This is a genomic window from Saccharopolyspora soli (genome assembly GCF_022678645.1).
In the GTDB taxonomy this organism is placed as follows: domain Bacteria; phylum Actinomycetota; class Actinomycetes; order Mycobacteriales; family Pseudonocardiaceae; genus Saccharopolyspora; species Saccharopolyspora soli.
Genome location: NZ_JALBWV010000022.1, coordinates 23,993 through 50,861, shown reverse-complemented (window position 1 = coordinate 50,861; position 26,869 = coordinate 23,993). Strand labels below are relative to the sequence as shown.

20 protein-coding genes and 1 pseudogene are annotated in these 26,869 nt (G+C 69.0%); 15 read left to right on the top strand and 6 right to left on the bottom strand.

The features are described 5' to 3' along the window. Window positions 1-70: 70 nt before the first annotated feature. Window positions 71-421, bottom strand: coding sequence for a VOC family protein (locus tag MOQ72_RS18360; protein ID WP_242184996.1), 351 nt, complete (start codon window positions 419-421; stop codon window positions 71-73). Between the two features lie 127 nt (window positions 422-548). Further along, window positions 549-2,177 (bottom strand): class I SAM-dependent methyltransferase, encoded by a 1,629-nt coding sequence (locus MOQ72_RS18355; RefSeq protein ID WP_242184995.1) that lies wholly within the window; start codon window positions 2,175-2,177, stop codon window positions 549-551. Window positions 2,178-2,240: 63 nt separating this feature from the next. Here MOQ72_RS18355 and MOQ72_RS18350 point away from each other — a divergent pair, with 63 nt between their 5' ends. Next, complete coding sequence (locus MOQ72_RS18350) at window positions 2,241-2,750, top strand: GbsR/MarR family transcriptional regulator (RefSeq protein WP_242184994.1); 510 nt, start codon at window positions 2,241-2,243, stop codon at window positions 2,748-2,750. 26 nt (window positions 2,751-2,776) lie between these two features. Here MOQ72_RS18350 and MOQ72_RS18345 read toward each other — a convergent pair. Next, window positions 2,777-3,580, bottom strand: a pseudogene (locus tag MOQ72_RS18345) (M23 family metallopeptidase); the annotation flags it as partial. Between the two features lie 472 nt (window positions 3,581-4,052). Here MOQ72_RS18345 and MOQ72_RS18340 point away from each other — a divergent pair. From MOQ72_RS18340 to purH, 7 genes are all read left to right on the top strand, one after another. After that, window positions 4,053-5,762: a hypothetical protein gene (locus tag MOQ72_RS18340; protein WP_242184993.1), complete on the top strand. Its 1,710-nt coding sequence runs from the start codon at window positions 4,053-4,055 to the stop codon at window positions 5,760-5,762. 352 nt (window positions 5,763-6,114) lie between these two features. Beyond that, window positions 6,115-7,281, top strand: a complete 1,167-nt coding sequence (gene sucC / locus MOQ72_RS18335; RefSeq protein WP_242184991.1) for an ADP-forming succinate--CoA ligase subunit beta — start codon at window positions 6,115-6,117, stop codon at window positions 7,279-7,281. 4 nt (window positions 7,282-7,285) lie between these two features. After that, window positions 7,286-8,170, top strand: a complete 885-nt coding sequence (gene sucD, locus MOQ72_RS18330) for a succinate--CoA ligase subunit alpha (protein WP_242184990.1) — start codon at window positions 7,286-7,288, stop codon at window positions 8,168-8,170. A 211-nt stretch (window positions 8,171-8,381) separates the two neighbouring features. Next, entirely contained in the window at window positions 8,382-9,263 is an 882-nt protein-coding gene (locus MOQ72_RS18325) for a DUF5336 domain-containing protein (RefSeq protein WP_242184989.1), read from the top strand. A gap of 107 nt (window positions 9,264-9,370) precedes the next feature. Continuing rightward, window positions 9,371-10,765 (top strand): cell division protein PerM, encoded by a 1,395-nt coding sequence (locus MOQ72_RS18320; protein WP_242184988.1) that lies wholly within the window; start codon window positions 9,371-9,373, stop codon window positions 10,763-10,765. 190 nt (window positions 10,766-10,955) lie between these two features. Beyond that, window positions 10,956-11,537, top strand: coding sequence for a phosphoribosylglycinamide formyltransferase (purN, locus tag MOQ72_RS18315; RefSeq protein WP_308197906.1), 582 nt, complete (start codon window positions 10,956-10,958; stop codon window positions 11,535-11,537). After that, entirely contained in the window at window positions 11,534-13,099 is a 1,566-nt protein-coding gene (gene purH, locus MOQ72_RS18310) for a bifunctional phosphoribosylaminoimidazolecarboxamide formyltransferase/IMP cyclohydrolase (RefSeq protein WP_242184986.1), read from the top strand. The genes purN and purH overlap by 4 nt, the downstream gene beginning before the upstream one ends. Before the next feature lie 3 nt (window positions 13,100-13,102). On the opposite strand, the gene MOQ72_RS18305 is transcribed toward purH, so the two are convergent. After that, window positions 13,103-13,321, bottom strand: coding sequence for a hypothetical protein (locus MOQ72_RS18305; RefSeq protein WP_242184985.1), 219 nt, complete (start codon window positions 13,319-13,321; stop codon window positions 13,103-13,105). A 13-nt stretch (window positions 13,322-13,334) separates the two neighbouring features. Further along, a complete protein-coding gene (locus MOQ72_RS44545) occupies window positions 13,335-13,766 on the bottom strand; it encodes a type II toxin-antitoxin system Phd/YefM family antitoxin (protein ID WP_277954287.1) in 432 nt (143 codons plus the stop codon). Window positions 13,767-14,055: 289 nt separating this feature from the next. Here MOQ72_RS44545 and imuA' point away from each other — a divergent pair, with 289 nt between their 5' ends. The 4 genes from imuA' (at window position 14,056) to MOQ72_RS18275 (ending at window position 22,579) form a co-directional block, all read left to right on the top strand. After that, window positions 14,056-14,769: a DnaE2-dependent mutagenesis accessory factor ImuA' gene (gene imuA' / locus MOQ72_RS18290; RefSeq protein ID WP_242184984.1), complete on the top strand. Its 714-nt coding sequence runs from the start codon at window positions 14,056-14,058 to the stop codon at window positions 14,767-14,769. Continuing rightward, window positions 14,766-16,433, top strand: a complete 1,668-nt coding sequence (locus MOQ72_RS18285) for a DNA polymerase Y family protein (RefSeq protein WP_242184982.1) — start codon at window positions 14,766-14,768, stop codon at window positions 16,431-16,433. Before imuA' ends, MOQ72_RS18285 begins: the two co-directional genes overlap by 4 nt. A gap of 75 nt (window positions 16,434-16,508) precedes the next feature. Then, complete coding sequence (locus MOQ72_RS18280; protein ID WP_242184979.1) at window positions 16,509-19,814, top strand: error-prone DNA polymerase; 3,306 nt, start codon at window positions 16,509-16,511, stop codon at window positions 19,812-19,814. Window positions 19,815-20,218: 404 nt separating this feature from the next. Then, on the top strand, window positions 20,219-22,579 hold the full coding sequence (locus MOQ72_RS18275) for a glycoside hydrolase family 2 protein (protein WP_242184977.1): 2,361 nt from the start codon (window positions 20,219-20,221) through the stop codon (window positions 22,577-22,579). Between the two features lie 183 nt (window positions 22,580-22,762). Here MOQ72_RS18275 and MOQ72_RS18270 read toward each other — a convergent pair whose 3' ends face one another. Then, entirely contained in the window at window positions 22,763-24,040 is a 1,278-nt protein-coding gene (locus tag MOQ72_RS18270; protein ID WP_242184975.1) for an ArgE/DapE family deacylase, read from the bottom strand. Between the two features lie 57 nt (window positions 24,041-24,097). Between MOQ72_RS18270 and MOQ72_RS18265 the strand changes: the two genes are divergently transcribed. From MOQ72_RS18265 to MOQ72_RS18255, 3 genes are all read left to right on the top strand, one after another. Continuing rightward, on the top strand, window positions 24,098-24,559 hold the full coding sequence (locus MOQ72_RS18265; RefSeq protein ID WP_029536194.1) for a universal stress protein: 462 nt from the start codon (window positions 24,098-24,100) through the stop codon (window positions 24,557-24,559). Between the two features lie 420 nt (window positions 24,560-24,979). Next, on the top strand, window positions 24,980-25,570 hold the full coding sequence (locus MOQ72_RS18260) for a pentapeptide repeat-containing protein (RefSeq protein ID WP_242184970.1): 591 nt from the start codon (window positions 24,980-24,982) through the stop codon (window positions 25,568-25,570). A gap of 562 nt (window positions 25,571-26,132) precedes the next feature. After that, the gene (locus MOQ72_RS18255) at window positions 26,133-26,861 is read left to right on the top strand and encodes a hypothetical protein (protein ID WP_242184968.1); all 729 of its coding nucleotides are present in this window, start codon (window positions 26,133-26,135) and stop codon (window positions 26,859-26,861) included. Window positions 26,862-26,869: the final 8 nt, after the last annotated feature.

The window sequence follows — 26,869 nt, the reverse complement described above, 5'->3', positions numbered from 1 at the left end:
TGTCCTTCGTCCACGCGGTTTCAAGCGAAATCAACGCCAGTCCCGCGAAATCCCGGCGCGCACGGTCTGGCTACGTACTGACCGGTCGCGGGTGCTTGGGTTCGTAGAGCCCGATTTCGGTGCCGCTGGGTAGGCGGATCGCGGTGAGCAGCCCCCAACCCTCGTCGCTGACCGGGCGCGTGACGTCGACCCCCTTGGCCTGCAACTGGCTGACGGTGGCCGCAACGTCGTCGCACATCAGGTACAGCTCGCAGCTGGGGTCTCCGTCGGTCGGGTGGGTGGCGAGCTCGGCGGGCGGCAGCCCGAAGATCAGCCATCCACCTCCGGCATCCACGGACCTGAACCCGAGCACATCGCGGAAGAAAGCCCGATCCTGCTCGGCGTCCCGGCTGAACAACAACAGATGAGCACCGTTGATCATCGTTTCCACCTCCGGTTCGGCGACCACCGTCCCACGGCTGCGTACCTACCGCCGTCCAGAACTCGCCGTCGGGCACGCCGTGCCTAGCGCGGGACGCAGAACCGGCACTGCGCGAAATCGCTCGGGATCAGAAGCGGTAGCGGAGCATCCTGCCGAGACGGCGAAGCGGAGTGAAGTGCCCGGATGCGTGCAGCGCTGCCCGCACCGGCATCGGGTACCGGTCCAGCTCCGGGGCATCGGTGAACGACCACTCGTCGATCAGCCGCAGGCCCGGCACTGCGGTTTCCAGCGATCGCGGATCGTCGATGCCCCACTCCAGGTGCGCCCCGGCCTGCACCACCGCGGGGTTGAACCGGTTGGACACTCGAACGCCCAGGCAGCTGAAGGCATCGAAAAGCAGCTCCCCGCTCGGGAAGTGTTCGGTGATCCGGCGCAGCAGCGCGATACCGTCCGATTCGGACAGGTACATGGTGAGTCCTTCGGCGATCATCAGGACCGGTCGGTCGCCTGGGATGTCGTCGAGCAGGTCGGGTGCGGTCACCGACGAGGCGATCGTGTGGCGGTGCGGGGATTCCGGGAAGAGGCGCTTGCGCAGGTCGATGACGTCCGGCTGGTCGATGTCGTACCACTCGACGCCCGCTGGCGGATCGACGCGCTCGAAACGGCTGTCGAGCCCGCAGCCGAGGTGCAGCACCGTCATCTCGGGCCGGATGGCCTCCTCGGCCCAGCGGTCCAGGGCCTTGGCGCGGATCGCCACCGAACCGGCATTGCGCGCCCCCATCTTGAACTTGTCGAAGTCGAAATCGATGCGCTGCACCGCCTCCTCGGCCCAGCGGTCGCCGAGCATCGGATCGTCCGAGCGGTTGTCCAGCGCGCGCAGGTAGACAGTGGCGAGCATGGTCGCCTGCGATCCGGTGAGCTCGACCTTCTCCACCGGCCGGTGGACGAAGCTGTAGCGCAGCAGGCGCAGCGCGTTGCGCATCGACCTGGTGCTGTTCATGATCTTCGCGGCGGCCCGTTCACCGGCCGTCATCTTCGCCAGGCCGGGCCGATCCACCAGCGTTTGCTCACGTTGCAGGCGGAGTCCGGGCACCCGCAGCTCCAGGGTGTGCGGATTGCCGATGCCCCAGTGGAATTCGGCGCCGGTCCGGGCCAGGAAACGCGAGTAGCCCGCCAGTCGGACGGTGTAGGGCAAGACGGCGTCGAACATCATCTCGCCGACCTGGAAGCGCTCGACGAGCCGTCGCAGCAGCGCGACCCCATCCGCTTCGGTCAGGTACATGGTCAGCCCTTCGGCTACGACCAGCGTCGGTCGTCCCGTCGGAATCTCATCGAGCCATTCCGGTTCGGTCACCGAACTCGCGATCGTGCGGTAGTTCTCCGGGGTGTCCGGGTACAGCTGGTCGCGCAACTCGATGACGTTCGGCATGTCGACGTCGTACCAGTTCACGCCAGCGGGCAGGTCGAGCCGGAAGGCGCGGCTGTCCAGGCCGCAAGCGAGGTGCAGCACCACCGCGTCGGGGTGTTCGGCGAGGTAGTCGGCGACCCAGTCGTCGAGTTCCTTGGCCCGCAGGATCACCGTCATCCGGTCCCCGACGCTGAGCTTGGCGGAGAGGTCGGAGCCGAAGCGGTTCAGCAGTCGATCGGCGGACTCGTCGCCGAGCACCGGATCGGGCCTGCGGGAGTCCACCGCCCGCGCGTAGAGCGGGCCGAGAAGCGTTGCTTGCACACCGGTCAACTGGATCTGTTCGGTCACGGCGCCCAAGCTACACTGGTTTCACAACTTCGTGAAATATAGAAACCGTATAAAATCTTCCCGATGATCGAGAAGGTTGGTGAGGATCGGGACATGGCGCGCGACGAAGGGACTGGGGAACCGGAGGAGGTTCGGCGGTTCGTCGAGCAATTCGCCTTGGACCTGACCAATGCTGGCCTACCGAGGATGGCGGCGCGGGTCTTCGCGAGTCTGCTGGCCGCCGAGGAGGGGCGCCGCACCGCTGGTGAGCTCGCCGACGTCCTGGACGTGAGTCCTGCCGCGGTCTCCGGCGCGGTCCGCTACCTGGCGCAGGTGAAGCTGGTGGTGCGCGAACGCAGCCCAGGAGAGCGGCGCGATCACTACCGGTTGGTCGACGATCTTTGGTACGCCAGCATCATGAACCGCGACGCGGAAATGGTCGCCTGGGAACGGACGCTCGCCGACGGCGTGGCGGCCCTCGGCCCGGACTCGCGGGCGGGGATGCGCCTGGACGAAACGCGGCAGTTCTTCGAGTTCGTGCGCGGCGAGGTCCCTGAACTGATGGCGCGCTGGCACCGGTTGAGACGACAGTAATCCGGCCGCCACGGCCTGAAGAGTGAGCCGCGTGCTTGCATCCAGGGCAGCGGGTTGATCTTCTTACCGCTGGCGTTCCACACCTCGAAGTGCAGGTGCGTACCGGTGGAGAAGCCGCGATTTCCCATCGTGGCGATCTGGTCGCCTGCCTTGACCTTGTCGCCCTCGTCGACCGTGATGGTGTTGACGTGGCCGTAGACGGTGATCGTGCCGTCGTTGTGCTGAACCCGCACCCACAGGCCGAAACCGCTGGCCGGACCCGCTTCGATCACGACTCCGTCGGCGACGGAATAGATCGGTGTGCCCTTGGCGTTGGCGATGTCGATGCCGTAGTGCGTGGTGCCCCAACGACCACCGAAACCGGAGGTGAAGTTGCCCAAGGCTGGAAGGACGAACTTAGGCGCCCGCGCTGCTTCCTCGGCGGCGATCCGAGCGGCGTCGCGTTCCTGGTTGATCCGCTCGCTCTTGACGAGCTTCTCCATCTCGGCGCCAGCGTCCGAGGTCTTCGCGACCGGGAGCATCGCCGGAGCGGGGGCGCTGCCGCCCATGCCGGTGTAGGAGGGGTCGACCATCGCGTTGTTGAGCGAGGCCGAGGCGTCCGACGGGTCGAAGTCGTGGTCCGGGGCGGCGTTTCCCTCACCGGCGGCCATCGACTGACCGGCGGCAGCGAAGGCGCCAGCGGCGACAGCGGCGACGACCACCCGGCCGCGCCAGACCGATGCGGGTGTGGAATCCCGGGTCCTGCCCGGACTGCTGGAGGGGTCGTCGGGGGACGCCTCCACATAGGCCGGGGGGTGTGCTACGCCGCCGGGGGAGCGGTGTCGAGCCAATGCCTGCCCTTCCGTCTCGGGGAGCCGGATCACGTTTCCGGGCGGGGATCCCGGGGCCGGTCGGGGAACCGGCCGAAGGTTGTCCTTCGTGATCAGACCGTGACAACGGACCGGGGGACAGTAACCAAGCTGATCCCCTAGGGGCAAATCCCGGTCCGTGACGCACCGGATACGGCGCGTGTTCGGCAAGGCCCGGATGTCAGGCGTGCGTGGATACTGGGTGTGGTCGTCGCGCAACGAAACTGCCTGCGGCTTCGTGATCGACGACACCCGCCACCGATTGGCCGATCGCGGGCTCCGAGATGCCTCGATCCAGATATCTCGCAGTAGCAGAAAGTGATGCGAGTCACACTCTAAGAGCGGCTTGATGGGCAGCTGCAAGTGCTCCGTTCGGTCGGTTCGCCATCGGGGATGTCCCGGAGGGGCGCGTCCGGTGGCGGCGCGCGGACTCGGGGTTGCTAGCGTCGGCGCGGTGACTGCGCGGCCTGACATCCCGTCCGGCGGTTCGTCGGCTCCGGCCACGAATCCACGGCCAGCCCCAGCTCCCCCGACGCAACTGCGAGTCGCGATCGCCGTCTCCATCGTCGGCGCCCTGCTCGTCGGCCTCGGGCCGTTGCTCGGACTCGTTGTTCCCAGCGCATCGGCGGCGTTCCCGGCGTGGCCCCTGTTGCTGGTGCTCGCCCTGCTCGCGCCCGCTGCGGCGATTGTCTTCGCTCGCCTGGGGCGGCACGCAACAGCTGCTGCGCTGCTCGTCGGCCCGGCAGTGCTCGCCCTCGGACGCCTGGTGCTGGACCTGCAGTTGGTCGTCGACGCCGGGCTGGCCACGCGCCCCGAACTGCTACGGGTGGCAAGCCTCGAACCCTTCGCCCCGTCGATCGGGGTTTGGCTGCTCATGGCCGGACATGTCGCGGTGATCGTCGCTGGAGTCATCGCGGTGCGCGGCACCGAGCACGGTGACGCGGGAACGGGATCGCACCGGCAAGGTCTGCTCACGCTCGTGCTTTGCGCCAGCGTGCTCGCTGTTGTCGGTGTCCTGATGGCGCCGTTCGGGTCCGATGATCCGTACTTGCTGTCGCACCCGGCCCTCGACGGGCCGCTGCTGGTGCTGATCGGCAGCGTCCTGCTCGCCATCGGCGTGCCGAGCGCCGCTGGGTTCGTGGCGGGTTCCACCGATCCGGACTTCGCCCGCGGCGGGCTGCTCGGCGTGGCCGCCGCGTTGGCCGGTGTGGCTGTGCCGCCGTTGGTCTCCGCCGCAGTGCTCGACGACATCCGGTTCGCCTGGGGACCCGTGCTGGGACTGGTCGCGGTCGTCGCGCTGGCCGTCCTGGCAGTGCCCGCCGGGCGCGCCGAGTCCACCGAGCCCGAAGAGCTGCGCCTGCCAGCGCTGACCCGGTTGATCACCCTGTCGGCCGTGCTCGCGCTGGCAGCCGGTGCGCTGGCGGTGCTCGCGGCGGCCATGCCGCAGGTGGAGATGCCCTTCGGGTTGCGCGATCCGTCTCCGTATCCCGCGCGGATGCTGTGGCCCGCCGGGATCTTCCTGGTGGTGCTCGGGGCTGGCCTGCTGGTGCCGCGTGCCGCGCTTTGGTTGCGTCCGATGCTGGCAGTGGTGTGGGCGGTGATCCCGTTCGCCGCGGCCGGTGTGCTCGACGCGGTGTTCACAGCCGTGCAGGCAGCCGACGCGCATGCCGGATTCGGTGCCTGGGCAGCCGGGATCGCGGTGCTCTTCGCCGGGTTCGCGGCGGCCACTGCTGCCATCGCCGGAGCTGTGGAGCGGGATGACGTCGACCTCACCGAGATCGCGATGCACCGCTTGGTGCTCTTCCCGTCGCTGGTCGCCTTGCTGCTCGGTGCCGGTGCGTTCAGCGTTCCGGTGGTGACCGCCCCGGACTACACCGCGCCCGGCGTGTTCACCGCCTTCGGCACGACGTCCTGGGGATTGGTGATCGCGCTGGTCGCCGTGGTGGGCGCGGCCGTGGTGGCGCCGATGTGCCGCCCCGCTCGGGCTGCCGCGCTGCTGTGCGGGGCCGCGCTGGTCGTCGCGGTCCGGGTGCTCGAATTCCCGCTGACCGCCGAGCGGCTACCGGACTCGACGCCTGGCCTGGGACTGTGGTTCGGCGTGGCCTGCGTGGTGGTGTTGCTCGGCACCGCCCTCGCCGCCGTTCGCAGCCCACGCACCGCGTGATCCGGCTGCGCGCATGGGTGCTGATCAGGGAAAATTCGTACTCGGTCGAGCCGTGAGCGGGGGCGCGGCGGCCTGCCCGAGGCCGAGTTTTCGCAATTCCCTCTGTTTGAGGTCTTGCCCAGGCCGAGCGCTCGGTCGAGAATGCCAGGAACACCGTCACGGTGCGTTGTTCCGTTCGTCACCACGAACGTCGATATCGGCCTGCCAGAGCAGGCGAATCTCCGTGCTGGACGGTTCGACCAGGCTTAACGCCTTATCTCAGGTGAGGCAGTTCACCAGGTGCGCCGCCCCATGCCTCATTGCAGGTCGATATCGTCACCGGAGTCCGACACCGACGTCGCAGGAGAGTCGAGTGGACCTGTACGAGTACCAGGCGAAGGAGATCTTCGCTTCCCACGGAGTGCCGACGCTGCCCGGCGCCGTGGCAACCGACCCACAAGGGGCCAAGGCAGCCGCCGCGGAATTGGGCGGGCCCGTCGTGATCAAGGCCCAGGTCAAGACCGGGGGCCGGGGCAAGGCTGGCGGTGTGAAGCTGGCCGAGACCCCGGACGACGCCGAGGCCAAGGCCGAGGCCATCCTCGGTCTGGACATCAAGGGCCACATCACCCGCAAGGTTCTGGTCGCCACCGCCTCCGACATCGCCGAGGAGTACTACTTCTCGTTCCTGCTCGACCGCGCCAACCGCAACTTCCTCGCGATGGCCTCGATCGAGGGCGGGATGGAGATCGAAGAGGTCGCGGCGACCAAGCCCGAAGCGCTGGCCAAGATCGCGATCAACCCGATCGAGGGCGTCGACCAGGACAAGGCTCGGGAGATCGTCACCGCTGCCAACTTCCCGGCCGATGTCGCCGATCAGGTCGCCGAAGTGATCGTCCAGCTCTGGGAGACGTTCGTCTCCGAGGACGCCACGCTGGTCGAGATCAACCCGCTGGTCAAGGACCCGCAGGGCAAGATCATCGCGCTGGACGGCAAGGTCACGCTGGACGAGAACGCCGCGTTCCGCCACGCCGCGCACGCCGAGCTGGTGGACAAGGCCGCGGAGGACCCGCTGGAGGCCAAGGCCAAGGAGAAGGGCCTCAACTACGTCAAGCTGGACGGCGAGGTCGGCATTATCGGCAATGGCGCCGGGCTGGTCATGTCCACGTTGGACGTGGTGGCCTACGCGGGCGAGAAGCACAACGGTGTGAAACCCGCCAACTTCCTGGACATCGGCGGCGGCGCCTCGGCCGAGGTGATGGCCGCCGGGCTGGACGTCATCCTCGGTGACCCGGCTGTGAAGTCGGTGTTCGTCAACGTCTTCGGCGGTATCACTGCCTGCGACGCGGTTGCCAACGGCATCGTGCAGGCGCTGAAGATCCTGGGCGACGAGGCCACCAAGCCGCTGATCGTCCGGCTCGACGGCAACAACGTCGAGGAGGGCCGTCGCATCCTGGCCGAGGCCAACCACCCGGTCGTGACGATGGTGGACACCATGGACGGTGCGGCCGACAAGGCCGCCGAGCTGGCTGCGGGGGCATGAGGCCATGGCTATTTTCCTCAACGAGAACAGCAAGGTCATCGTTCAGGGCATCACCGGCTCTGAAGGCACCAAGCACACCGCTCGGATGCTGCGCTCCGGCACCAACATCGTCGGCGGCGTCAACGCCCGCAAGGCTGGGCAGACCGTCGAGATCGAGGGCAAGCAGCTCACCGTCTTCGGCAGCGTCAAGGAGGCCATGAAGGAGACCGGCGCCGACGTGTCGGTCGTCTTCGTGCCACCGAAGTTCGCCAAGGACGCCGTGCTGGAGGCCATCGACGCGGAGATCGGCCTGGCGGTGGTGATCACCGAGGGCATCCCGGTGCACGACTCGGCCTACTTCTGGGCGCATGCCTTGGCCACCGGCAACAAGACCCGGATCATCGGGCCGAACTGCCCTGGCATCATCTCGCCCGGCAAGTCCAACGCGGGCATCATCCCGGCCGACATCACCGAGCAGGGCAAGATCGGTCTGGTGTCCAAGTCGGGCACGTTGACCTACCAGATGATGTACGAACTGCGGGACATCGGTTTCTCCAGCTGCGTCGGCATCGGCGGTGACCCGGTCATCGGCACCACTCACATCGACGCGCTGCAGGCGTTCGAGGACGACCCGGACACCGAGGCGATCGTGATGATCGGCGAGATCGGTGGGGACGCAGAGGAGCGGGCGGCCGACTACATCAAGGCCAACATCACCAAGCCGGTGGTGGGCTACGTGGCCGGTTTCACCGCCCCGGAGGGCAAGACCATGGGCCACGCAGGCGCCATCGTCTCCGGTTCCTCCGGCACCGCCGCGGCGAAGAAGGAGGCCCTGGAGGCCGCCGGGGTCAAGGTCGGCAAGACGCCGAGCGAGACCGCCAACCTGATGCGCGAGATCGTCAAGGGCTGAGCCCGATCTTGACAGGTCCTGTTCGGGGCCGGACGCCTTCGGGAGTCCGGCCCCGAAGGCTGTTTCGAGCCGGAACCGCGGTCCCCGACTCGGCTCCGCCGCTGGCGGAACCGGCCTGCGGTCATCCGGCACACTGGTGCCAGTCGACCCGATAACGTCAGCACGCCCAGCCCGGTGTCCCGCGAATGTTCATCGAGGAGTTTGCCCAGCCATGTCAGCGCCCTTCCCCCAGTCGCCACCACCGGCCGCCCCGGAACCCGCCGGTGCCGGGCTCGGCCTGAAAGACATCCTGGCCCTGGTGGCGGCTGGAGCTGGTCTGATCGGCTACCTGATCGGCTTCTTCGACGAGGTCGCCGGGGTTGCCATCGGCAGCCTCGCCGGGTTCTCCCTGATCGTGGCCGCCGCGCTGGCGGGGCTGCGGTTCGTGCCGAAGACGCCGAACGCGCTGTTCGCGGCCGCTCCGCTGGCCGCCTACGCGACGCTCGCGCTGCTGCAGGACCTCGTCGGTGGCACCGCGGGTGGGATCGTGGTGGTGCTCCTGCTGCTGGCGCTCGCGCAACTCGCCGCTGTGGTCGGGGTGCTGTTGATCGACGGCGGGATCATCAATGCGCCGTCGACGCCCGCGAAACCGGCGCGACCCGCGTTCGGCAAGCCCGGCCCGTTCCCGCCGGGCAAGCCTGGCGGTCCCAACGGTCCCAACGGTCCCAACGGTCCCGGCGGCTGGAGCCCGGCTGGGCAGCCCGGTCAACCTGGTCAGTTCGGTCAGCCGGGTGGTGGTTGGGGTCCCGCATCGGGTGCTCAGCCGCAGCAGCCGGGCGGCTGGAATCCGTCCTCGGGCGGCTTCCCAGTTCCGAACCAGCCCGGACAGTCGGGACAGCCCAGCCATTCCGGTCAGCCCGCGTCGCAGCAGCCCGGACAGGCCGGTCGGCCCGGTCCGCAGCCTGGTGGTGAGCCGGGCCAGCCCAACCAGCCCGCGTCGCAGTCGGGCCAGTCAGGTCAGCCCGCAACGCCGTCCAGCCAACCCGGCAAGGGCGGCGGACCGCAGGGCACCCAGCAGATGCCGCACCCCGGAGCCAACCCGCCGAACTTCTGACGTTCGACGTCGAAGGCGACCAAGCACCAGCGCAGGGTCCCTCGATGGGCGGAGGTAGCGGCGTGTTGTGACCCGTTCGACGGAATGCTGGTGCGACATTCGGCGGCGTGTCCGTGCTCGATTCGATCCCCCACGCCATCGCCGACGCACCGCACGAGCGCAGGCTCGGGATCCGCTGGTGGTTGCTCGCCGCGGCGATCGGCGCCGTCCTGCTCATCGGCTACCTCGCCACGGCGGGTCTGATCGCGCTGGTGATGGCCATTGCCTCCGGTGCGCACTTCGACCCGCTCGTGGTCCTGGTGGCAGCTTTGCCGGGGTGGCTCGCGCTGCACCAAACACCGCTGACGATCACGGGTGCGCCGCTGAGCGTCCTGCCGCTGCTGCCGACCGCGTTGGTGGTGCTGCTGATCGCTGCGACAGCCGCGTGGGTCGCCCGGCGATCCCGGCTGCGGCGCCCCGACCAGGCGTGGCCGGTGATCACGGCGATGGGACTGGTGCATGCATTCGTCGGCGCCAGTATCGCGATCGCCCTGGGCGGACCCGTCGGCGCCGTCCCGGTGGATGCCTTCCTGAGCTGCGGGCTGACCGCCACGATCGCCGCGACGGCGGGCGTGGCGAATCGGTGCGGGCTGATCTACCTGGTCTGGGAACGGGTCGAGGCCGAGGTCTGGTCGGGCATGCGGATCGGGCTGCTCGCGCTGGCCGCCCTGATCGCGGCCGGTGGAGTGGTCCTGCTGGTCGGCATTTGCGCGTCGGCCCCGGAGATGGCCGCCTCGCTGGCTCGATCCGGAGCGGCTGGTGACGCGTTCGGATCCACCCTGCTGTCGATCCTGTACCTGCCGAACGCGGTGCTCGCTGGCTGGTCCTTCGCCACCGGGACCGGCCTGGCGGTCGGTCGGCTGACGGCCCAACCGCTGCACGCCACCCCGGGCCCGGTGCCCGACCTGCCGCTGCTCGCGGTCCTGCCGACGCACGACTCGGCGGCCTGGTGGGTGACGTCGTTGGCGCTGCCGCTCGTCGTCGGCGCGCTCGTCGGGACTGCCTGTCGACGGGTCCCCGGCACCCTGTCGCGCAGGCTGCTCGCGCTCGGCGTGGCTGCTGTGGTCGCTGCGATCGGCGCGATGCTGCTCGCTTGCGTGGTCGGGGGCGTCGTCGGCAACGGTCCGATTGGTCCGGTGACGTTGCGGCCCATCGTGCTGGCTGTGGCGACGCTGTGCTGGCTCGCCGTTCCAGGTGCCGCCGTCACCTGGCTCGCCGGACCGGACGCCAGCGACGAGCTCGCCGATTCGGCGGACGATCCAGCCGCACCCGACACGGCTGTCGACAGCGCGGATGCCGATGCTGAGGACACCGAGTCCTCGGCTGACGTCGAACTGGACGACTCCGCACCGGAGATTCCGCATACCCGCGAGGTGGCGGACGAGGATCCGCCCGAGGACAAGCCCAGCGAGATCGACCCCACCGAGTTCGACGGCGACCTCATCGAGGACGACCAGCGGTGAGGGCTGCGCCACTCGCCTGGCCCCTGCCGACCTCGGCGCCGCGATCAGCGCTTACGCTGCTGCGAGAGATCGTGCCGAGGCATGTCAGGAGCGAACGCTGAACCCGAGTACGACCAACCAGCCGAGCACCGCCGCGCACTCCCGGCCCAACCGGTTCGCCACGACCGGCCCAGCGCGGGTGGTCGTGCTGGTGTCCGGCTCCGGCACCCTGTTGCAGGCGCTGCTCGACGCGACCGGTTCGCCGGACTACCCGGTGCGGGTGGTCGCGGTGGGCGCCGATCGCGACGACATCGAAGGGCTCGCCCGCGCCGAGCGAGCCGGGGTGCCGACCTTCGTGCGCCGGGTCGGGGACTACGCCACCCGCGCCGACTGGGATCGGGCGCTTACCGAGGCCTGTGCCGAGCACGAGCCGGACCTGGTGGTCTCCGCTGGTTTCATGAAGCTCGTCGGCGCGGATTTCCTGACCCGCTTCGACGGCCGGTACCTCAACAGCCATCCAGCGCTACTGCCGTCGTTCCCCGGCATGCACGGGGTGCGGGACGCACTGGAGTATGGGGTGCGGGTCACCGGCTGCACCTTGTTCGTGGTGGATGCCGGTGTGGACACCGGGCCGATCCTCGCGCAGGAGGCCGTCGAGGTACGGCCCGACGACGACGAGGTGAGCCTGCACGAGCGGATCAAGGCGGTCGAGCGGCGGCTGCTGGTCGACACTCTGGAACAGCTGGCGTTGCACGGTTGGACCGTGCAGGGACGGAAGGTGAGTATCCCGTGACCGCGAACTCGCAGGAGCGGCGAGGCGTTCGCCGCGCGTTGATCGGCGTGTCGGACAAGTCGGGTCTGCTGGAGTTGGCCACCGGGCTGCACGCTGCCGGGGTGGAGATCGTGTCCACCGGCGGCACGGCTCGCACCATCGCGGCGGCGGGCGTCCCCGTCACGCCGGTCGAGGAACTCACCGGGTTCCCGGAGGCGCTCGACGGCCGGGTCAAGACGCTGCACCCGCGGGTGCACGCCGGGCTGCTCGCCGACCTGCGCCGCCCGGAGCACGCCGACCAGCTCCGCGGCCTGGACATCGCGCCGTTCGAGCTGCTGGTGGTGAACCTTTACCCGTTCGTGCAGACGGTGGCCTCGGGTGCTGCCCAGGACGAGGTGATCGAGCAGATCGACATCGGTGGTCCGGCGATGGTGCGAGCCTCCGCCAAGAACCACGCGAACGTCGCCGTTGTGGTCGACCCGAGCCGCTACGAGTGGGTGCTGGAGCAGGTCCGCGAGGGCGGCTTCACGCTGGCCGACCGAGTCGAGCTGGCCGCGTCCGCGTTCCGGCACACCGCCTCCTACGACGTCGCGGTGGCGTCCTGGATGAGCAAGGTGCCGACCGGCGACGACTCGGTGTTCCCCGGCTGGATCGGGGAGACCTGGGAGCGCCGCTCCGCGCTGCGCTACGGCGAGAACCCGCACCAGCCCGCCGCGCTGTACGTCTCCGGCGGCGAGGCGACCGGACTCGCTGCCGCGGCTCAGTTGCACGGCAAGGAGATGTCGTACAACAACTACGTCGATGCCGATGCGGCTTGGCGCGCCGCGCATGACCACAGCGAGCCGTGCGTGGCGATCATCAAGCACGCCAACCCGTGCGGAATCGCGGTGGCCGATGACATCGCCACCGCGCACCGCAAGGCGCACGAGTGCGATTCGGTGAGCGCGTACGGCGGCGTCATCGCGACGAACCGCGAGGTGTCGGTGGCGATGGCCGAGCAGGTCGCCGAGATCTTCACCGAGGTGATCGTGGCGCCGGGCTACGCCGACGGTGCGGTGGATGTGCTGAGCCGGAAGAAGAACATCCGGATCCTGACCGCGCAGCCACCCAAGAGCGGTCGGATCGAGATGCGGGCGATCTCCGGGGGCATGCTGGTGCAGGGCTCCGACGCGATCGACGCCGAGGGCGACGATCCGGCCAACTGGACGCTGGCCACCGGCGCGCCGGTGGACGAGGCCACCCTGGCGGATCTGAAGTTCGCGTGGCGCGCCTGCCGCGCGGTGAAGTCCAACGCGATCCTGCTGGCCAACGACGGGGCCACCGTCGGCGTGGGCATGGGCCAGGTGAACCGGGTCGACTCGGCGCGGCTCGCCGTGTCGCGCGCGGGCGACCGGGCGAAGGGTTCGGTGGCCGCTTCCGACGCGTTCTTCCCGTTCGCGGACGGCCCGCAGGTGCTGCTGGACGCCGGGGTGCGCGCGATCGTGCAGCCGGGTGGTTCGGTCCGGGACGCCGAAACCATCGCGGCGGCGGAGGCGGCCGGTGTGCCGGTCTACCTCACCGGCACGCGCCACTTCGCGCACTGACGATCACGGGTGGGGTTTTGGGCCGTTGCCGCGGTCCAGGACCCCACCTGTCTGGTATTCGGGATACTCGGCGAACGCGGCGTCGAGTCCGTCACCGCTGCATTGATCGGCCAGTCGGAGCTCGTTCAGGCACTCGGCCCACTCATCGGCGTTCTGCCGCGGCCGGTCGTAGGCGGCCAGGGCTGCTTGTTCTTCGGGATCGAAGGTGTTCGTTTCCGGCATCGGAATTGGGCTCCTATCGGTAGACGTCGGCTCGGTAGGCGATGCGAATGACTTCGACGGCCACGGTCTTTGCCTTGAATCGCGTACACCACGCGGTATGAACTCCGTCGGGCCGAGCGCAGGCCCGTGAACTCGCCGAACAGCGGTTTGCCGAGGCGATGCGGTTTCGGTGGTGATCTTGATCGCACAGGTCACCGCAGGTAGCGCTTCTTGATCTCTTCGGCGCCAACGAAGCGTCCGCCACGCCTTCTCGGATGGCATCCGCCTCGCCAGGGGTTGTCATGAGGTCCAGGGTTTCTTCCAGGGATGACAGGTCGTCGGGCGAGATCAGCACAGCAGCGGGCCGACCGTGCCGGGTGATGGCCACCCGATCATGGGCGCTCTCGACCTGCGCGACGAACTCGGACAGCCGGTCACGTGCTTCTCCCAGCGGGATTGTGATCATGGGGCAATTTAGCCAGGACTTTGGCGACGACGTTCCCGTCGAACAAATGTTCACCCGATCTGGTCGAAACCCTTGACTCGGGTCGGTGCGCAGGGTTTACTTGAGTTTGTTCGAACTGAGGTTCGAGATCGGAAGTGGTCGGTGTCGGGGTCGGCCCACTACCGATGGAGCTGGCGCTGTGTTCGGGTGCAGGCGCAGCGCTGGCTCCACCGCTGTCTTCCCCACAGCGGCTGATGGGTGCCCGCGCCGGGGTCGGGCACCCATGCGGTCACGATGTGGGGAGGCAGCGATGTCCGCGACGGCGTCCTTGACGGCGCTTGGCGCGTCCACGGTTGACGGGGTGGCCGTGGGTGCGCAAGCCGTCGAGGCGGGCGGTGTTCCCGGAGCGGGCCGGGTGCTGCCCACGCGGACAGAACTCGCCGCCGTGCTGCCATGGCCAGGTCTGCGCCGTGGCAGCACGGTGGCGGTGCACGGATCGGTCTCGCTGCTGTTCGCGCTGTTGTCCGAGGCGACGGCGAACGGGTCGTGGGCGGTCGTGGTGGGGCTGTCCGGCCTCAGCCTGGTCGCTGCGGCCGAAGCGGGAGTGGAGCTCGCCAGGCTGGCGCTGGTTCCGCGGCCGGGCAGCGACCCGGTCGGCGTGATCGCCGCGCTGCTCGACGGGGTGGACCTGGTGGCGGTCGGGTGCACCCGGCGGGTGGCCGACGCGGATGCCCGGCGGCTCTCCGCGCGGGCGCGCAATCGTGGTTCGGTCCTGCTGCCGTTCGGTCCGTGGTCGGGGGCCGAGGTGCAGCTGCATTGCGTCGACGCCAATTGGCGAGGTCTTGGACAGGGCCACGGCCACCTGCGGGAACGGGCCGTCACGGTGCGCGCGGGCGGGCGCGGTGCGGCGTCCCGACCGCGTTCGCGCCGACTGCTGCTCCCGACGCGGGACGGGTCGATCGGGGTGCCGGTGGATGAGCCGGTGGAGTCCGCCCGGCCCCAGCTGCGTCCGGTGGCGGGGTGAGTGCGGTGCCACCTCGTCGACTTGTCATCTGGTGCCCGGACTGGCCGGTGGTCGCCGCCGCCCGCGCGGCCGATCTCGGGCTGCTGGTGCCTGCCGCGGTGTTCGCGGCCAACCGGGTGGTGGCCTGCTCGGCAACGGCGCGCGACAGCGGGGTGCGTCGCGGCATGCGACGTCGCGAAGCGCAAGGCCGTTGCCCGGAACTGGTGGTCTGCGAACACGATCCGGCTCGGGATGCGAGGTTGTTCGAACCGGTCGTGGCGGCGGTCGAAGAACTGGTTCCAGGGGTGGAAATCGTGCGCCCCGGACTGGTGGCTGTCCCGGCGCGGGGGCCCGCCCGCTACTTCGGTTCCGAAGAGGCCGTCGCCGAGCGCGTGGTGGACCAGCTCGATGCGCAGGTCGGCGTCGAGTGCCAGATCGGCATCGCGGACGGGCTGTTCGCGGCGGTCCTGGCGGCGCGGCGCGGCCAACTCGTCGAACCGGGGCGCAGTCGGGACTTCCTCGCTCCGCTGCTGATCGAGGAGATCGACCAACTCGCCGACCAGCTCACCGAGCAGCGCGCCACCGATCAGGCGGAGCTGGTGGATCTGCTGCGGCGACTGGGGATTCGCACGCTGGGCGAGTTCGCGGCGTTGGCCCCGTCGGATGTCGCGACCAGGTTCGGCCGGGCGGCGCTGCTGGCGCACCGCGCGGCCAGCGGTCGGGAAGAGCGGCCGGTCCAGCGGCGGCAGCCGCCACCGGACCTGGTGGTGGCCGAGCACCTCGACCCACCGGTGGATCAGGTGGACCGGGCCGCGTTCGTGGGCAAGGTGCTGGCTGATCAACTGCACGCCAGGCTGGGCGGCCTGGGTCTGGCGTGCACCAGGCTGGGAATTTCGGCCCGCACCGAGCACGGCGAGGAGTTGCACCGGGTGTGGCGGTGCGCGGCGCCGTTGACGCCAGCGGCCACCGCCGATCGGGTGCGCTGGCAGCTCGACGGCTGGCTGACCGGCCGCAGTGGACCACAGCGCCCGTCGGCCGGGGTGAGCGTGCTGAGCCTGCGGCCGGAGGAAGTCGTCGGGGCGGGCGGGCTGCAACTGGACCTGCTCAGTGCCGCGACCGGAGAAGCGGATGCCCGTGCTGGGCGTGCGTTCGCGCGGGTGCAGGGAATGCTCGGGCCGGAGGCGGTCCTGACCGGGGTGCTCGGCGGCGGCCGGGATCTGCGCGATCAGGTGCGGTTCGTGCCGTGGGGCGACGAACGCCGTCCGGCGCTGCTCCCCGACCGGCCGTGGCCGGGGCGGATCCCGTCGCCGTCGCCGTCGGTGGTGCCGGATTCGCCGTGGTCCGCGGTGGTGCTCGATGGCGAAGGCCGACCGGTGGGCGTCACCGACCGGCATCGGCTGACCGCCGCGCCATGCCGCGTCGAGGTGTCGGGCGGGCGGTCGCGGCCGGTGTCCAGGTGGGCCGGGCCGTGGCCGGTGGCCGAGCGCTGGTGGGTGGAACTGCTGGCGGCCGGTGCCGGGCAGACGGCTCCGGCCGCGCAGGTGCCGCCGCGGGAGGTGGTGCGGCTCCAAGTCGTGCTCGAAGCGGAGCCGGGGTCCGACGCGGCAGACCTCGAAGCGGGCGAGGTGGCGCTGTTGCTGGTGCACGAAGCGGCCCGATGGTGGGTGCAGGGCGCCTATCGATAGCGACGAACACTCGTTCGAGTGGAGAACCGGTTATTTGTTGGCGTCGATTATTCGAACAGGAGTTCACTGGGTTTCATGAGTTTTTTCAACCCTCCCCAGACCTGGTCGGAGCTGGAGAAAGCACTCTCCGGCCGACCCCCTTCGACCGGCGGCCACGGGCCTCGCGACGAACCGCATCCCGGCGACGGGAGCGACAGTCCAGCGTGGACTCGACGGCGCGCCAGGTACGAAGCGGATGTCGTTCCCACGACTCCGGCGGTGCCCTACGCGGAGTTGCATGCGCACTCCAACTTCAGCTTCCTCGACGGTGCGAGCCATCCCGAGGAACTGGTGGCGGAGGCGGCGCGGCTCGGCCTGGAGGCGATCGCGCTCACCGACCACGACGGGCTGTACGGGGTGGTGCGCTTCGCCGAGGCGGCGCGGGAGCATGGGGTGCGCACCGTGTTCGGCGCCGAGCTGAGCCTGGGGCTTTCGGCGCCGCAGAACGGGATCGCGGATCCCGAAGGTCGGCACCTGCTGGTGCTGGCCCGCGATCCGGCCGGTTACGCGAGGTTGTGCCGAGCGATCAGCGAGGCCCAGTTGAAGGGCGAGGAAAAGGGTCGTCCCGTGTACGACCTGGAGAAGCTCGCCGGTGCGGCGGACGGGCATTGGCAGGTGCTCACCGGATGCCGCAAGGGTGCCGTGCCGATGGCGCTCGCGGCGCACGGTCGGGAGGCGGCCGCCACGGAACTGGACCGGCTGGTCGCGCTGTTCGGCCGGGACCACGTCACGGTGGAGTTGACCGACCACGGCCTGCCCGCTGATTCGGCGCGCAACGACGCCCTGACCGAGCTCGCCGATCGCGCCGGACTGTCCACAGTGGCCACCACGGGTGCGCACCTCGCCCGGCCGGACCGCACTCGACTGGCCGGGACGGTGGCGGCGATCCGGGCCCGCCGCAGCCTGGACGACATGGACGGTTGGCTGCCCGCCTGGGCGGGCAACTACCTCCGCTCCGGTGCGGAGCTGGCCGAGATGTTCGCCCGCTATCCGGGAGCGGTGCAGCGGGCCGCCGAGCTCGGCCGGGCGTTCGCCTTCGACCTGAAGTTGGTCGCCCCGCAGTTGCCCCCGTTCGACGTGCCGACGGGACGCACCGAGGCGAGTTGGCTGCGCGAGAAGACCTACCAGGGCGCACTCGACCGGTACGGCCTGCCGCAGCAGAACCCGGCGGCCTACCAGCAGATCGAGCACGAGCTGGCGGTGATCGAGCGGCTGGAGTTCCCCGGCTACTTCCTGGTGGTGTACGACATCGTGGAGTTCTGCCGCAATCATCGGATCCTGTGCCAGGGGCGGGGTTCGGCGGCGAACTCGGCGGTGTGCTACGCGCTGCGGATCACCAACGCCGATCCGGTGCGCTACGAGTTGCTCTTCGAGCGGTTCCTGGCGCCGGAACGGGATGGCCCGCCCGATATCGACCTGGACATCGAGTCGGACCGCCGCGAGGAGGTGATCCAGTACGTCTACCGCAAGTACGGCCGCACGCACGCCGCGCAGGTCGCGAACGTGATCAGCTACCGGCCGCGGTCGGCGGTGCGGGATGTCGCGCGGGCCCTCGGCTACTCGCCCGGCCAGCAGGACGCCTGGAGCAAGGAGATCGAGCACTGGGGGCCGCTGCCCGCGGACTCCGAGATCCCCGCGCCGGTGCGGGATCTGGCCGCCGAGCTGATGGGTTTTCCCCGGCACCTGGGCATCCACTCCGGCGGGATGGTGATCTGCCACCAGCCGGTCAGCGAGGTCTGCCCGGTGGAGTGGGCGAGGATGCCCGGTCGCACGGTCCTGCAGTGGGACAAGGACGACTGCGCGGAGGTCGGACTGGTCAAGTTCGACCTGCTGGGCCTCGGCATGCTCTCGGCGCTGCACTACGCGATCGACATGACCCTTGAGCACCACGGGGTCGACGTCGACATCGGCGAGCTCGACCTGACCGACGACGCGGTGTACGAAATGTTGCGGCGAGCCGATGCGGTCGGGGTGTTCCAGGTGGAGAGCCGCGCGCAGCTGGCCACGCTGCCGAGGTTGAAGCCGCGGAAGTTCTACGACCTCGTGGTGGAGGTGGCGCTGATCCGACCGGGCCCGATCCAGGGTGGCTCGGTGCACCCGTACATCCGGCGTCGCAACGGGCTGGAGGAATGGGACTTCGAGCACCACTTGATGGCCGGTGCGTTGCAGAAGACCCTCGGCGTTCCGCTGTTCCAGGAGCAGTTGATGCAGTTGGCGGTCGATGTCGCGGGGTTCTCCCCGGCCGAGGCCGACCAGTTGCGGCGGGCGATGGGGGCCAAGCGCTCCGAGGAGCGGATGCGGCGGCTTCGCGGGCGGTTGTTCGAGGGAATGGCCGCCAACGGCATCACCGGGGAGTTGGCCGAGCGGATCTACCAGCGGATGCTGGCCTTCGCGAACTACGGATTCCCGGAAAGCCACGCCCTGAGCTTCGCGCTGCTGGTGTTCGCCAGCGCCTGGTTCAAGCACTACTACCCGGCGGTGTTCTGCGCGGCGCTGCTCAAGGCCCAACCGATGGGTTTCTATTCGCCGCAGTCGCTGGTCGCGGACGCCCGTCGGCACGGGGTGCGAGTGCGCGGGCCGGATGTCAACGCAAGCCGGGCCCAAGCCGACTTGGAGCCGGATGCCGCCAGCAAGGGCGGGCAGGCGGTGCGTCTGGGGTTGGCTTCGGTGCGCAAGCTCGGCGACAGCGTTGCCGAAGGATTGGTCGCGGAACGCGCGGAACACGGCCCGTACGTCGACATGGCCGATGTGGCGCGTCGGGTGCAGCTGAATGCCGCGCGGATGGAGGCGTTGGCGACGGCTGGCGCGTTCGGTTGCTTCGGCCTTTCCCGGCGGGAGGCGCTGTGGAATGCCGCCGCCGCTGCCGGTGACCGGCCGGATCGGTTGCCGGGAACCACCGCGTCGGCTCCCGCCCCGGCGCTGCCTGGGATGGACGGCGTGGAGATGGCCGCTGCGGACGTGTGGGCAACGGGGGTGTCGCCGGACAGCTTCCCGCTGCAGTTCGTGCGATCCAGGTTGGACGAACTGGGCGCCCTCCCGGCGGTGCGTCTGTCCGAAGTGGAGCACGGCGCCCGAGTGCTGGTGGGCGGTGCGGTGACGCATCGGCAGCGACCGGCCACCGCGGGCGGAATCACGTTCCTGAACCTGGAGGACGAAACGGGCATGGTCAACGTCATGTGTTCACCGGGTTTGTGGGCGCGCTACCGAAAAGTCGGGCTGAACAGCGCCGCGTTGTTGGTCCGCGGGATCGTGGAACGAGCCGAGGGGGTGATCAACCTCAGAGCCGATCGGCTGCAGAAGCTGGATGTGCGCATCCCCTCAACCTCACGCGACTTCCACTAGCGGCGCGAAGCCTCGTATCTCGGCCGCCATGCGGTCACCGAACTTGGCGTCGATCCCGCCTGACCGGCAGCGCAACAACACTCCTCCCTCCCAGGGTGTTGTCGAGCTGCCCCAGGCATCGGGGACGCCAAGCGCCCGGACACGACGTGCGTGCTGGCACGCCGTGTCCGGGCCTGCCCGGTGACGGTCGCGTCCTGCGGTGGGCTGGGCGCTGTATTTCCGCAGTACAGCGGTTCGCACATTTACCAGGGCGATCTCGGCACCGGTTGATGAGGTACATCGCGCAGCGGGCGACCGGCGGGCTTCAACGAGAAGAACCACCTGGCAGTGTTCGAGATCTTCGAGAAGACGCGCAGGCTCGGTGACCCTCGCGTCGGCCTGGCGTGCCAGTTAGCGTGAGATGCGTGGACAGGGTCGGGTCCGCGACGCCGTCCCGTCGTGCGTTCTTGCTGGGGATCGGTGGGCTTGCCGTCTCCGGCCCGCTGCTGGCTGGCTGCTCAGCGTTTCCCGAGGCGCAGACCGGCTGGTTGTTCGGCGAGTACCGGGCCGGGTGCACCGACATCGACTACGACGAGGCGGGCCTGGTACCGGTCGTCTTCCCGCACTGCGCCGCCGAGTTGTCCTGGTGGGAGTGGGATCCGGCGTCATGGAACCGGGTGTGGGTGTACCGGTGCCACGTGACCCGCGCCGGGCGGCGGGAGCGTGTCGTGCTGGCCTTCGACGGGGTGCTGTCGGCCGCGGAGGTGTTCGTCAACGGCCGAACGATCGGGCGGCAGGTCGGCGGCTACCTGCCGTTCGATCTCGAGATCACCGATGCGCTCGCCCGGGACGACAACGTGGTGGCCGTGGTCGTGGACTCCCGGTGGGGCATCAACGTCCCGCCGGATCGGCCCCGGCCGTGGCGGCCGCGGTCGATCGATTTCTACCAACCCGGTGGGATTCCGCGGCAGGTGCGCATCCGCCGCCGTCCGCCCGTGTTGATCGCCGATGTGCACGCGGCGCCGATGGGCGTGCTGCAGTCGTCCTCCGGCACCCCGCGCGTTGAGGTGTCCGGGCAGCTCGACTCGCGGGACACGGCCGGGCCGGTTTGGGTTACCGCGGTGCTCGTGGACGGTGTTCGGGTGGTGGCGGAGGCGACAACGCAGATCACTGTGGACAGTGGTGGTCGCTCGTCGTTCGCGCTCACCTTGCAGGATCTGGGCGAGATCCGGTTGTGGGACATCGATGCGCCGAACCTCTACGACGTCCGGGTTTCGGTCGTTGCCAGTGGTCGGCGGGTCGACGAGACGCGCACCAGGATCGGATTCCGGGACGTTCGATTCGAGCTGGGTGGCTGTTACTTGAACGGCCGCCGCTTGCAGTTGTTCGGCCTGAACCGGCACGAGTGGTACCCCTACGTCGGGGCTGCCATGCCGGACCGGGTGCATCGACGTGACGCCGAGATCCTCAAGGACGAGCTGAACTGCGTGCTGGTGCGGTGTTCGCACTACCCGCAGTCCGAGGCGTTCCTGGACGCGTGCGACGAGTTGGGGTTGTTGGTGTGGGAGGAGGCGCCGGGCTGGGACTACATCGGCGATGCGGATTGGCGCGGCCACGTGCTGAGCAATGTCGAGCGCATGGTGCGGCGGGACCGCAACCATCCGTCGATCATCGTCTGGGGAACGCGCCTCAACGAGACCGAGGACGACGTGCAGCTGTATTCCCAGACCCGTGCGATCGCCTATCGGTTGGATGGAACCCGTGCCACCACCGGTGCGGTGAACAGTTCCATCGTGGGCAACGGCCCGGTCATCCCGACCGAGTACCGAGATCCGTTCGTCACCACGCCGCTGGTGCAGGACGTCTTCGCCTTCAACGACTACCTGGTTCCACGCGGCCATCAGCTGCCGTCCCTACGGGAGCCGCGCACGGACCTTCCGTACCTGGTCAGCGAGGCGGTTGGGGTTTTGGTCGGGCCGCCCGCGTTCCGCCGCACGGACCGCGTCCGGGTGCAGGCCCGACAGGCGTTGTTGCACGCGGCGGTGCACGACAAGGCGATGTCCGATCCGCGCTACTGCGGTCTGCTCGGCTGGAGCGCGTTCGACTACCCGTCCGGGCACGGCAACACCAGCCACGGGGTCAAGTGGCCGGGAGTGTTCGACCTGTTCCGGGAACCCAAGCTGGGGGCGGGTTTCTACCGCGCTCAGGTGGACCCGGCGCGACGCGTGGTGATCGAGCCCGCGTTCTACTGGGGTGTGGACACGGTGCCGGGCACCGCGGAGGTCTGGTCGAATTGCGAGCGGTTGGCCGTGTTCGTCGACGGTCGCCCGGTCGCACCACCCGAAGTCGACCGGAAGCGCTTCCCACACCTGCGGTATCCGCCGTTCGTCGTCGAACTGCCGGAGGTCGCCGGTGACCTGCGGATCGACGGTTGGATCGGCGGAGCGGTCGCGCTCTCCCGGTCGTTCTCATCGGACCGCACGCTCGACCGGCTGGCAGTCGTCGCCGACGACGCCGAGTTGACCGCGAACGGGGCCGACGCGACGCGGGTCGTCGCCGCCGTTGTTGATCGCTACGGCAACCGGCGGGGGTTCGCGGGCGGAACGGTGTCGTGGTTCGTGACCGGTCAGGGTGTGCTGGTCGGCGACAACCCGCTCAACCTCGACGACAACGGCGGCACCGGCGCGGTGTGGCTGCGGACCCGACCGCGCTACCCCGGCTCGATCACCCTCACAGCAATCCACTCCGACCTAGGAACACAATCAGTCACGATCATCGCCCGCTGACCACGAACCGACGCGAATGCTGACGTCACCCGGGTGCATCCAAATTTCTCGTGAAATTGCGACCACCCTGATCCGATTCGTAGCGTTATCGCAGCTCAGCGATGGTTCAGTTGGTTCATTTTTGGTGGAGGTTTGGGGTACGGGTCTGATTGCGGTGGGTGCTCGCGGGGCCTTGCGGAACGCTCAAGCGATTCTGCAGCGGCGGATGGCCAGGAGGACGTATGTGCGGGCGGCCTGTTCCAGGTCGCTGAGCGGGGCGTGCTCGTCGTGCGCGTGGGCGTAGCGGACGTCGCCCGGCCCGTACTGCACTGTCGGAATCCCAGCTGCCGCGTAAAGTCGCAGGTCAGTGCCGTAGGGGGCGCCGACTGTCGGGGGCTGCGCGGCTCCGGCCGCAACAACGGCGTTCCGGGTTTCGGCCAGCAGCGGGTGCCCTTCCGGCAGGTGTCCGCTGGCGAACATCCCGCCGGGCCAGCTGACCCGCACCGGGTGCTGCGAGAGCCACCGATCCGCAGCGCAAGCCTTCGCGATGGCGGCGGTGAACTCGGCCTTGGCATCGTCGATCGATTCGCCGAGCCGGACTCCGTAGCGTCCTTCGGCGATCGCGAGATCGGGCACCGTGCTGGCCCAGTCGCCGACCCGAGCCATGCCGACCGACAGCGGATACGGCACTTCCAGGTGTGCGACCAGCGGATCGGGGTTGGCATTGCGGCGGGTCTCCAACTCGCGCAGCACCGGCAACAGTTCAGCGAGCTTGTCCAGCGCGCTCACGCCCTGGTAGCGGGTCGCGCCGTGGGTGCCCTGACCTGGTATTTCGAGCCGGAAGGTGAGCGATCCGCCGTTGGCGGCCACGATGGTCGCCGAACTCGGTTCGGCCAGGACGCATGCAGCGCCGCGATGTCCGCGCTGAAGCGTCGCGAACGCGCCGAGCCCACCGTCCTCCTCGCCGACCACGGTGTGCACCGCTACTGGCCGGGCAAGTTCGATCCCGGCGGTTCGGAGAGCCTGCAACGCCCCGAACACGGCGGCCAAGCCGCCCTTCATGTCGCAAGTACCCCGCCCGGCGGCGACGCCGTCAGCGATCCGCAGCGCGTACGGGTCGCGGTCCGGCCAGCGGTCCAGGTCGCCGGGCGGCACGACGTCGGTGTGCCCGCAGAACACCAGCGCAGGCTCCGGACCGTCACCACGCACCCCGACGCAGCCGTAGGCGACATCGCGGTCGGTTTCCTGACCGGGGAAGTCGTCGCGCTCGGCGAGGGCCTGGACGTCGATGCGCCAGTGGTCCACGCGGTGGCCCAACGCGGCCAGCCGGTCGGCGCACCACTGCTGGGCGTCGTGTTCGCCCGTGGTGCCGCCAACGCTGGGGATCGCGACGAGTTCTCGCAGGTCGTCCAGAATCCCGTTCACGTCCACCGCGTCCAGGGCGCGACGTTCGAGGTCGGAGAGGGTTTGCCCACCGTTCACGTTTCGAGTGTGTCGCATGCGTCCAACGGTCCGACGCGCGCCCACTACCATCTCCGCGTGGCCGAAGGCGACAAGACCGAGCGGGAATTCGAGATCGGCAAGGACGGGCTGGGCGGCATCGTCGTGGGCATGGACGGCAGCCCGGCCAGCTTCCACGCCGCGGCGTGGGCGGCTGGCCTGGCGCGGCGTGAGCGTGCCCGCTTGGTGCTGGTCTACGTCGAAGCGGTGGGCGGCGTCGCCTACTGGTCGCCGATGGGCGTCGCAGTGGCGAGTGAGGCCGCGGAGAGCCTGGTGGAGGAGCTGAAGAAAGAAGTCGTGTCGCACCTGAAGTGGGTGGACATCGACTGGGACTTCGTGCACCACCGGGGCGACCCGGCGGTCGGTTTGGAGCAGGTCGCCGAGCAGTACCGAGCGGATCTGATCGTGGTCGGTCGGTCCCGCCGCCGCGGTGGCCTGCTCGGCACGGTGCCAGCCACCCTGGTGGTCGAGGCGGTCCGGCCCGTGGTCGTCGTGCCGTGATCGTCGTGAGTGCGAAAATCGGCTCCAGCCGGTTTTCGCACTCACGACCCCTTATTCGCGGTGTCCAGCGAACACCGCGATTCGAAGCCGTCTCGTTCGCCGAGCAGCAGGCGACCGCCACGCCGCAGCCGAGATCAACGCTCTCAGTGGCGCGGCGTCTGACATCGGCGCGTTGAAGTCCAGGTCGGCGTGTGCGAGCACGATCGGATCCATCTGGGGCAGGTTGGCAGAGCCATCCGTCAGGTGCCACGGATTCTCATGCGCAGGAATCTGAACCGCTATTAATGCTCACCAGTGCGACAAGGTGTTGAGCGCGGTTCCGCTGGGGGCGCGGCAGAAGAAGCGGCGAACGCCCCACGGCTCGTCGCACGTGCACGGTGCCTTTGATCGGGTGTCGGCGTCGCGTGCCACCCTAGGGGCATGACGAGCTCGGTTGGCGAGGACTTCCAGGATGCGGTGCTGACGGACCAGGAATGGGAGGGTCGGACCTTCGAGCGCTGCGACTTCACCGACGCCGACCTGACCGGCCTGCGCACCCGCAACTGCGTGTTCACCGACTGCGTGTTCGTCGGGGCCGATCTCAACGGCTCCCAGCACATCGCTACCGCGTTCCGGTCCTGCAAGTTCGAGCGAACCGTGTTCGGGAAGTCCACTTTGGATGGATGCAGCCTGTTGGGGTCGAGTTTCGTGGACTGTCGACTTCGGGCGTGGACGCTGCACGAGACGGACCTGACGCTGGTCGGCATGGGCCGGGCGGACCTGCGGGGCCTGGACCTGCGCGGAATTCGGTTCCGCGAAGCCAATCTCAGCGATTGCGATCTGCGCCGATGCGATCTGCGCGAGGCGGATTTCACCGGCGCCCGAATGCTGAACACCCAGCTGAACGAGGCCGACCTCCGCGACGTCCGACTCGATGCGGACGCCCTGGTCCAAGCGAACCTCCAGGGCGCTCGGATCGACACGATGACGGCCCTCGCCTTCGCAGCGGCCCACGGCCTCCGCGTCGACTGACCCCGATTGGCCGTCCAAGGGGCGGTCTGAAGAGGCCTTTGTGGTCAGAGCCTGACCGATCGACCACGGCGCAAACGCCGTGGTGAGGTCGCGGACGTACATGAGTCGGGGATCCCCGAGTCGAGGTGGCTTCTGAGGTTCTTCCCTCCGTACCGCTAGGCAAACGAGTTCATATAAAAGCTCCTAGAAGGCGCGCGGATTGGGGTTCATTTCGTGGCCGTGAGTGGCAGTGGTCGTCATGGCGACCGCCATTCCAACCGAACGAACCACTCACAAGCCTCGGCGCCACGCACGCCAATTCGCGCACCCTCTTATTCGCTTGATGTGCTCGCTCGTGGCGGATTTCGGGACTCGCCGGTTTGAGCTCGCTTCTGCGTCGGTGAGGGCGCCCGCCTTGGAGGTCTGCCGCTTCTGCGACTGCGTCCCAGGCGGCCCGGTTCGGGGAGTCGGACCGGTATTTCACGGTGCGGGGAAAGCGCGAACCGCCGCGCGATCTCGCCGCTCCGCGTGCGTCAGCGGCGATCGGGACGTCGGGGAGGGCTCCGGTCAGCGACTGCGAGAGGTGGACATCGTGGACATTTCGCTGCTCTCCCAAGGAAAGTCCGGCGTGAAATATCGATCGTGCTGGAACCGGGCGTGGATCGTCGTCGCAGATTGCATGTGCAGGCTGATGAGATCCGAAGCCGGTGCCCATATCGTCCCATTTTTCGCAGAGTATCTGGATTCACCGAAGGCGCGCACAGCACGTCCTGTCGGTGCCGGTGTCGTCGCTGTCTCGCTCGCGGCTTGCAGTTCTTCGCCCAACTCGACCTCGCAGCCAGTGCCACCGAAGCCCGGCCAGCGCCGATCCGGCCGGCTTGACGATCCCGCAGGCGTTCGACAACGCGAAGGGCTGGACGGTCATCTACCCACGCCGATAGGAAGGAGCACACCGGGGATGAATCACCGCATCATTCGTGGGAGGGCAGGCGCCACGCTGGGCCTCGCCGCCGTAGGGCTCGCGCTGGTCCTGACCGGCTGCGGATCGGACGGCCTGTCCGACGGCGATACGAAAGCCTGCGCGGCGGCCGTCGACGAGAACCCGCAGGACCTCTACGGCATCGTCTCGCTGATCACCAACGAGGACATCCTGAAGCAGGCACAACGGGTCAAACCCGGCAGCAGCGACTCCAGCGACACCGACGCCATGGCGCAGATCGTCAGCATCTGCGAGCAGCAGGGATGGCAGCCACCGTGCCGCAGTGAAAGCGGACCGGTTCAACCGCTGAGAACCGGTGAGGGGCACCCGTGACCAAGTAA

What these genes read in the sequence shown, in the direction of transcription:
- MOQ72_RS18350 (WP_242184994.1), top strand. Translation starts at nt 2,241, where the DNA reads ATGATCGAGAAGGTTGGTGAGGATCGGGACATGGCGCGCGACGAAGGG.
- MOQ72_RS18325 (WP_242184989.1), top strand. Translation starts at nt 8,382, where the DNA reads ATGTCAGCGCCCTTCCCCCAGTCGCCACCACCGGCCGCCCCGGAACCC.
- MOQ72_RS18260 (WP_242184970.1), top strand. Translation starts at nt 24,980, where the DNA reads ATGACGAGCTCGGTTGGCGAGGACTTCCAGGATGCGGTGCTGACGGAC.
- MOQ72_RS44545 (WP_277954287.1), bottom strand. Translation starts at nt 13,766, where the DNA reads ATGATCACAATCCCGCTGGGAGAAGCACGTGACCGGCTGTCCGAGTTC.
- MOQ72_RS18305 (WP_242184985.1), bottom strand. Translation starts at nt 13,321, where the DNA reads ATGCCGGAAACGAACACCTTCGATCCCGAAGAACAAGCAGCCCTGGCC.
- imuA' (WP_242184984.1), top strand. Translation starts at nt 14,056, where the DNA reads ATGTCCGCGACGGCGTCCTTGACGGCGCTTGGCGCGTCCACGGTTGAC.
- sucD (WP_242184990.1), top strand. Translation starts at nt 7,286, where the DNA reads ATGGCTATTTTCCTCAACGAGAACAGCAAGGTCATCGTTCAGGGCATC.
- MOQ72_RS18360 (WP_242184996.1), bottom strand. Translation starts at nt 421, where the DNA reads ATGATCAACGGTGCTCATCTGTTGTTGTTCAGCCGGGACGCCGAGCAG.
- MOQ72_RS18280 (WP_242184979.1), top strand. Translation starts at nt 16,509, where the DNA reads ATGAGTTTTTTCAACCCTCCCCAGACCTGGTCGGAGCTGGAGAAAGCA.